Here is a 6,938-nt window from a genome sequence, read left to right as displayed (position 1 = left end):
CCTCACCCCCCCCGGCGGGCGCAAATCGCTTTTTTTGTTCCCCGCGGCCCCCCCGACCCGGGGCCCTCCCTCCGGGGGGGGGGGGCCCCCGGCCGCGATGCGCGTCATGCGCACAGAGGCGACAACGATATCGCCATCGACGGCCACGAAGGACAGAGCGCGTTCATGCGGGCCGCCCTCACGGATCTTGTAGGCGCCCAGCACGAAACGGCCGGGCCCGAAGGCTTCGTCGTTGATGGCTTCGATTTCGGGGTCATGCGCCGGGGTTTCCGGCAGGTATTTCACGTCGGCAAGGCTCATGGTCTTTGCGTTCCGGTAGACGGGGAAAGGTTTGCTGCAAACGGCAGCGTTCGCCAGTCAGCGCTTCATCAAGCGCGGGCGCCCTTTCGTCGTCGGTCGAACCGGATCAAAGCAAAGTCAAACATGCGAATTTTCCGCTAGCATCAATCTTCAGCCACTGCAATCGGCCGTTTGCTGCCGCCATTCGTTTGCCGCCTTCGTTTGCCGTCATTCGTCTGCCGCACCGGGCGATTGACGAACTGTTCAACGCCTGGCGATTTCCGCATCGTCGGTTTGTGCCTAAATCCCTACGAAGAGGAAAGGACATCACATGGGATTGCTGGTCGACGGCAAATGGCAGGACAGCGGGTACGACACCAAGGCGAGTGACGGCGAATTCGTGCGGGCGCAGTCGCAATGGCGCGACTGGGTCACGGTTGACGGCAGGCCGGCCGAAGGCCGCACGCGCGGCTTCAAGGCCGAGCCGGGCCGCTACCATCTCTATGTCTCGCTTGCCTGTCCCTGGGCGCACCGGACGCTGATCTTTCGGGCACTGAAAAAGCTCGAGGACGTGATTTCCGTCTCGGTCGTCCATCATTTCATAGGCGCCAACGGCTGGACCTTCCTGGCCGAGGACGGCGCCACCGGCGATACGCTCTACGGCCTCGACTTCCTGCATCAGATCTACACCAAGGCCGATCCCGCCTATTCCGGCCGCGTGACGGTGCCGGTTCTGTGGGACAGGCGAGAACAGACGATCGTTTCAAATGAGTCCTCCGAGATCATTCGGATGCTCAATTCAGCCTTCGACGAATGGGGCGATGCCGGCCTCGATTTCTATCCGAAAGCACTGCGCGGCGAAATCGACGCGGTCAACGCTCTGGTCTATCCCTCGGTCAACAACGGCGTCTATCGCGCCGGCTTCGCCACCACGCAAGCGGCCTATGAGAAAGCGTTTGGCGAACTGTTCGCGGCGCTCGACAAGCTCGAGGATCGCCTATCTCGCCAGCGTTATCTGGTCGGTGACCGGATCACCGAGGCCGATTGGCGGCTGTTCACCACGCTGGTCCGCTTCGACCCGGTCTATGTCGGCCATTTCAAGTGCAACCTGCGCCGCATCGCCGACTATCCGAACCTGTCGAACTATCTGCGCGACCTCTATCAGGTCCCGGGCGTCGCCGGCACGGTGAGCCTGCATCACATCAAGGCGCACTATTACGGCAGCCACGCAACGATCAACCCGACGCACATCGTGCCGGTCGGGCCGGAACTGGACTACGCGGCGCCGCATGATCGGGCACGGTTCAGGAAGGCAGCGTGATCTACCAGTAGGGCGATGCCGCGGCGCCGCTGAAATTCTCGGCAACCCGCCGCAACGTGGCCGGCGTGGTTGCTTCCGGCAGGCGGTCGAGCGGAAAGAAGCCGGCTGCGGCGATCTCGCGGTCCGGCAGCTTCGGCGCCGTCTGGTTGAACTGCTCGACCAAATATAGGCCGACATGGTCGCGGCGGCTGGCCCGACGGTTGAAATGCATCGATTTCAGCACCGGCGGCGCGGTCAATGCAATATTGCCCTCCTCGGAGAGCTCGCGCGCCAACGCCTCGATCATCGTCTCGCCCAGCTCGACGCCGCCGCCGGGAAGCTGCCAGCCCGGTACATAGGTATGGCGAATGAGGAAGACGGAATTGGACGTGCGATCGTGGATCAAACCACGCACCCCGAGCGTCATCGGCCGCCGCAGCACGAAGTACAGATGAAACAGCCTTGCCCTGAGACCCGGCCAGCCGGTCTGGCGGAAAGCTTGCTCCGGATCGGGCCGCATCATCACCCACGAAACCGTGGGTGGAAAGCAGCGCGCGCGTCGCTTATGAAGGAGGGATGTTCAGGCTCGCGCATATTTCCGATATCCACTTGGGACCGCTTCCCGGTGTAACCTATCGCGATCTCGCCTCCAAGCGGGTGGTCGGTTACGTCAACTGGCAGCGCAATCGCCGCCGCCACATGCGCGACGCCGTCATCGACACCATCGTCGCCGATATCAAGGCGAGCGCACCCGATCACCTTGCCGTCACCGGCGATCTGGTCAATCTGGCGCTCGATGGCGAGATCGAGATGGGCAAGCACTGGCTGGAGACGCTGGGCTCTCCCGATGATGTGTCGGTCGTTCCGGGAAACCACGACGCCTATGTGCCCGGTGCTTTCGACAAGTCTTGCCGGTCGTGGACGGAGTGGATGACCGGCGACGGCGTCAATACGCCGGTCGACCGCGAAGCCTTTCCCTATCTGCGCGTGCGTGGCAACGTCGCGCTGATCGGTGTAACGACGGCGCGGGCCACGGCTCCGTTCATGGCCAACGGCTTTTTTCTGGAAGACCAGGCGGAAAGGCTGCGCAACGTGCTCGATGCCACGGCCAAACGCGGGCTGTTCCGGGTGATCATGATCCACCATCCGCCAGTGCGCGGCGCCGTTTCGCAGCCCAAGCGGCTGTTCGGCATTGCCCGTTTCCAAAAGGTCGTTCAGCGGCACGGGGCCGAGCTTGTGCTGCACGGCCATTCGCACGAGCCGACGCTGTTCTCGATCAATGGGCGCGGCGCCAAAATTCCAGTGGTCGGGGTCGCTGCCGCAGGGCAGGCGCCAGGCGGCAGGCGTCCAGCGGCGCAATATAATCTGCTGGAGATCGATGGTGAAATAGGCAATTGGCGGCTCAGGCTGACGCGACGTGGCCTGACCGGGCCGGCCATCCCGCCTGCCGATCTGGAGGTTGTGGAGCTTGGCGCGGACGCTATGGCGTGAAACTCAGTCCCATCGCAACGAGGCGGTCCCAGAACAAGACGATCGATACAGCCAGCCCGACCAGGGCGCCGGCAGTGATCAGGCCGAGACCGGAGAGAAAGGCTGACCAACGCTTGCGGCGCTTGACGGATCGCAGCGGCGGCTCGGCTTCCGGGACCAAGGCACGTTTCAGGCCGGCAGCCTGCTCGACCCCGCCTTCCAGCATTCTCTGGCGTTCGATGACGCGCTCCGCGACGTAGCGCGTCACCTGATCGGCAACCGGTTTCATCTCGGTCGATTCGGCGAGCACCACGCGGCCGATGCGCGTGTCCTTGAGGAAGCGATAGGTGCGGCGATCGCGCCCCATGGCGACATGGCTGACGGCGTCGATCCAGAGGCGCGGCTGCAGCCCGGACGAGACGGCGAAGTCGAAATTGTCCATGTCGGCGGGCACGTCGGCGAAGACCGGCGCGAGTTCGGCGGCAAGCAATTCGAGCCGCATGCGATGCGCTTCGCGCATGTCGACCACGACGTCGTCGCGGTCGGCGAAAGCGTTTTTCACGTCGCGGATGGCGTCCGACAATTTTCGCGACTCATCAGCCTGGCTTATGGTCTCGGCTGCATCCTTCATCGGCGTTGCCTCGCGGGTTTGGTTAACACCGAATTAACACAGTCGCTGGCAAAATGCAGCAAAATGCACTTGCGAGATCGATAGGCGGCTTGCAAAATCCGGCCCGAAGCCGCGCTCTGACAGGGATCAGCCCGCCGCGGGAGCGGAGTTTGGACGAAGCCGCCTGCTGCGGCGTTTCATGTTGCGGCGGACGATCTCGGCGATCAGGCCGGGCGCTTCCTCGACCAGCATATGGCCGGCCTCCGACACGTGGTGCAGGTGGAAATGCCCCGGCAGACCATCGGCCTGGCTGAAGGGCAGCACCGCGTCATCGGTCCCCCAGACCACAATCACCGGCATATCCAGTGTTTCGAGCCGTTCGCGCGGGATGACGCCCTGCCGATCATCCCTGGTCATGGCGGCGGCGATCTCGACAAGTTTGTGCAACTGGCCGGGACGCGCACGCATTTCGCCAAGCACATCCACGATGCGCTCCGAGGGCGGGCTTTGCGGTCCGGACATGGCGGCGAGGCAGGCGCGAATTTCACTTTTGCCGGCTGCCGCTGCGTAACGGCGCAACAGCGGGCCATTGATCTCAGTGCCAAACCCGCCCGGCGCCAGAAGCGTCAGCGAGGCTATCCCCTCGGGTTCGGCCAGTGCCATCAGCACAGCCGCCGCCCCGCCCATCGAATGGCCGACGAGATGCACCCTCCTGATTCTGCGTGCGGCGAGGTCTGCCAGAACAGCCCGGGCGGCTGTCCTGGCCGGGCCGCCACCCGGGAAATCGAGGGACAGCCCATGGCCCGGAAGATCATAGGCCAGTGTCCGTGAACCAGGTGCCAGTGTCGAAATCACCTCGTGCCAGTCGCCGTGGCAACCGCCGAAGCCATGCAGAAAGACAACCGTCTTCGGGCCGGCGCCCCGTTCGGCAACGTAAAGCGATGAAATCATGAAATACTATGGTTTTATGCGAATTCGGATGTGGCTGGATTGCGTCTTGCACCAAGTTTTTCGCGATCGGCCGTGCTGGCCGCAAGGACTAGCTGGCATTGCCGAGCCCCGCGGCCCGCAAGGCCTCGACCAGCCGCTCGGTCAGATCTGCGGGGTATTTCCGCTCGACAAAAGCCGCGCGCGGATCGGCAGCGAATTTCGGGAACTTGACCGTCAACTCGTCCAGAAGTTCGTGCGCCAGTTGACCGCGGCCGGCGGCCTTGGCAGTGATCAGCCGCGCAGCCAGATAGTGCGATTTCGTCGGCGTCGCTTGCAGCGCATCGCTGGCAAGTGCAGCCTTGTTCAGATCGCCAGCCATCAACTGGCCGACGAAAAGCCCGTAATCCCACCAGGCCGGATGGGCACTGGAGGTTTCGACGGCGTGAGCAAGGATCGGTGTTCCCTCCCTGTACCTGCCGGCGAAAATCAGCCCGTAGGCATAAGCTGCCGCCATGCTGAGGTCGTAAGGGTTGAGTTCGTAGGCCTTGCGCATCCAGCGGATCGATTCCTCCGAATTGCCGAGGCGGGAATTGAGATAGCCATAGGCACGGTGGGCATAGGGGCTGGTCGGCCCCATCTGCACGGCGCGACGGGCCAGCGACATCGCCTGTTCGATCGTTGCGCCGGCTGGATAGGCGTAGTGATCTGTGCCCGCCTCGAGATGCAGGGTCGCCAGCTCCGAAAAGACGAGCGACGATTTCGCATCCCGATCGACCAGGATTTCGAGGCAGCGATAGGCAGCCTCATGGGATTTGGCGGCCTGGTCGAGATAGTATTTGTCGTTGAGCAGCAGACATTCCGTCAGGCCGGTCTGAAGGCCGCTCTGTTCGATATAGTTGTAGATCGCGCCCGAGGCCGGAACGGCCGAACTCAAAATGCCGGCGACACTGTCCTCGACGGTGGCGGGTGTGCTGTCGGCGGCAGTCAAGTTGCGTGACAGCAGGACCCGCCCGGTCGCCACGCTTTGAAGCTCCAGAGTGACATCGCCTGCCGTTGGTCCCGGCAAGACATCGAATACGAAGCTGATCGCATCGGCGACAGGATCGGGCGGGCCGTCAGCATCGCGACCGATGAAGGTGACCGTGTCGAAGCGGCTGAGGCCGGCGCGCAGCGATGCGGCGACGCGGGCAGCCTCGGCACTGTTGGTTTTCACCGCAATGTAGACGAGCGGAAGGCTTCCAGCCGGAGCCCATGGCGCGATGCTGCCGGTTGCCACCGCATTTTCAATCGTCGGCGCGGCATCGCTTCCCGCCAGCAATGCGCTGCCTCCCTGACGAAGGATCAGCACCCCCAGCATGGCGATGACCAGAGCGATCGCCAGCCAGAAGAACTGGAGATGACGCAGCAGCGAGGGTGCCGGCTGGCGAACGACGGGGGACGATGCGGCAGGTGCGGCCATGCCGGGTTCTTCGGGCGATTCCGGCAAGGTGGCCGCCGCTTCGACGTGTTCCGCCGACGCCGGCTCGACCGGCAGGCGGATCGCGTTGAGTTCATAGGATGGAACATAGCCGCCACGCGGAATGGCAATGCGGATCGGCTCGGCAACGCCCTCATTGGCAAAGTAATGCTGCAGAAGCTCGCGCAGCCTGCCCGCCTGCACCCGCACCACGGCATCGGTCGACGGATCGAAATCGCCGTCCTTGCCGAAAACATCCATCGCGATGGAAAAGCCCTTGAGCTTGTCGGCTTCGCCTGCCTGCTCGCGCTCGACCAGATAGCGAAGCAGCTTACGCGCTCGTTCGGATCTCCCGAACGTTTCGCTGGCTAGCAATCGCTCCAGCGTCTCGCGCACTGCGGGGGCGGCAGGCGTGGCATGCTGCAAGTGTCGATCCTCTCGAAGTCGGCACAGGTTAAGACGCAATCATATAGCGCCTGCACTGCCATACAAGCATGCATCCATTATGCGATCGCGTACCACACCGGATAATCTTCCGGTGGTTAATGGTGCGAAAGACTGGAGCAGGATGATACCATCCGGGCTCATCTTGCTCCAGCTCATAGCTTTCGACATCTGGTCTGGAGCGGTTCGGCTTTTTGATAGAACCGCCGAACCGCTCTAAAGCGCGCCGCGTTTGACCTGCCTCACGTTATCGCAAAACCGCTGCACACCCTCGGTTCAAGCCCGAGGGCATGCTTTTGCGCGACATGCATCAAGTATTTGTTTTACGCAATTCCGGACGGAAAACCGCTAGGCACTTTTCCTGGAATTGCTCTAGAGCGTTTCACGTTTTGACGGAAGCGTATCCAGCGTTTTTGAAGTAGTTGTTGCATTCGGCTGCCCCGATGGTT

At 62.8% G+C, this 6,938-nt stretch carries 7 protein-coding genes; 2 read left to right on the top strand and 5 right to left on the bottom strand.

Going from position 1 to position 6,938, the window contains the following annotated elements:
- Positions 1–300: GNAT family N-acetyltransferase (locus AC0L18_RS05400; protein WP_473490941.1), on the bottom strand; the 300-nt coding region annotated here is incomplete at its 3' end.
- Between the two features lie 310 nt (positions 301–610).
- On the opposite strand from AC0L18_RS05400, the gene AC0L18_RS05395 reads away from it, so the two are divergent.
- Positions 611–1,600, top strand: a complete 990-nt coding sequence (locus tag AC0L18_RS05395; RefSeq protein WP_473490940.1) for a glutathione S-transferase family protein — start codon at positions 611–613, stop codon at positions 1,598–1,600.
- Position 1,601: 1 nt separating this feature from the next.
- On the opposite strand, the gene AC0L18_RS05390 is transcribed toward AC0L18_RS05395, so the two are convergent.
- The gene (locus tag AC0L18_RS05390; RefSeq protein ID WP_287303515.1) at positions 1,602–2,102 is read right to left on the bottom strand and encodes an NUDIX domain-containing protein; all 501 of its coding nucleotides are present in this window, start codon (positions 2,100–2,102) and stop codon (positions 1,602–1,604) included.
- A 53-nt stretch (positions 2,103–2,155) separates the two neighbouring features.
- Here AC0L18_RS05390 and AC0L18_RS05385 point away from each other — a divergent pair, with 53 nt between their 5' ends.
- Entirely contained in the window at positions 2,156–3,070 is a 915-nt protein-coding gene (locus AC0L18_RS05385) for a metallophosphoesterase family protein (protein ID WP_473490939.1), read from the top strand.
- On the opposite strand, the gene AC0L18_RS05380 is transcribed toward AC0L18_RS05385, so the two are convergent.
- The 3 genes from AC0L18_RS05380 to AC0L18_RS05370 all read right to left on the bottom strand — a co-directional run bounded on the left by AC0L18_RS05380 (position 3,060) and on the right by AC0L18_RS05370 (position 6,471).
- The gene (locus AC0L18_RS05380; RefSeq protein ID WP_473490938.1) at positions 3,060–3,680 is read right to left on the bottom strand and encodes a hypothetical protein; all 621 of its coding nucleotides are present in this window, start codon (positions 3,678–3,680) and stop codon (positions 3,060–3,062) included. The two genes, AC0L18_RS05385 and AC0L18_RS05380, sit on opposite strands and share 11 nt — an antisense overlap.
- A 126-nt stretch (positions 3,681–3,806) precedes the next feature.
- Complete coding sequence (locus AC0L18_RS05375) at positions 3,807–4,610, bottom strand: alpha/beta fold hydrolase (protein ID WP_473490937.1); 804 nt, start codon at positions 4,608–4,610, stop codon at positions 3,807–3,809.
- Between the two features lie 88 nt (positions 4,611–4,698).
- A complete protein-coding gene (locus AC0L18_RS05370; RefSeq protein ID WP_473490936.1) occupies positions 4,699–6,471 on the bottom strand; it encodes a hypothetical protein in 1,773 nt (590 codons plus the stop codon).
- Positions 6,472–6,938: the final 467 nt, after the last annotated feature.

This window comes from Mesorhizobium sp. WSM4819, from assembly GCF_055811215.1.
Note: the sequence above shows the minus strand (reverse complement) of the source record. Positions and strands in the feature narration are given on the sequence as shown.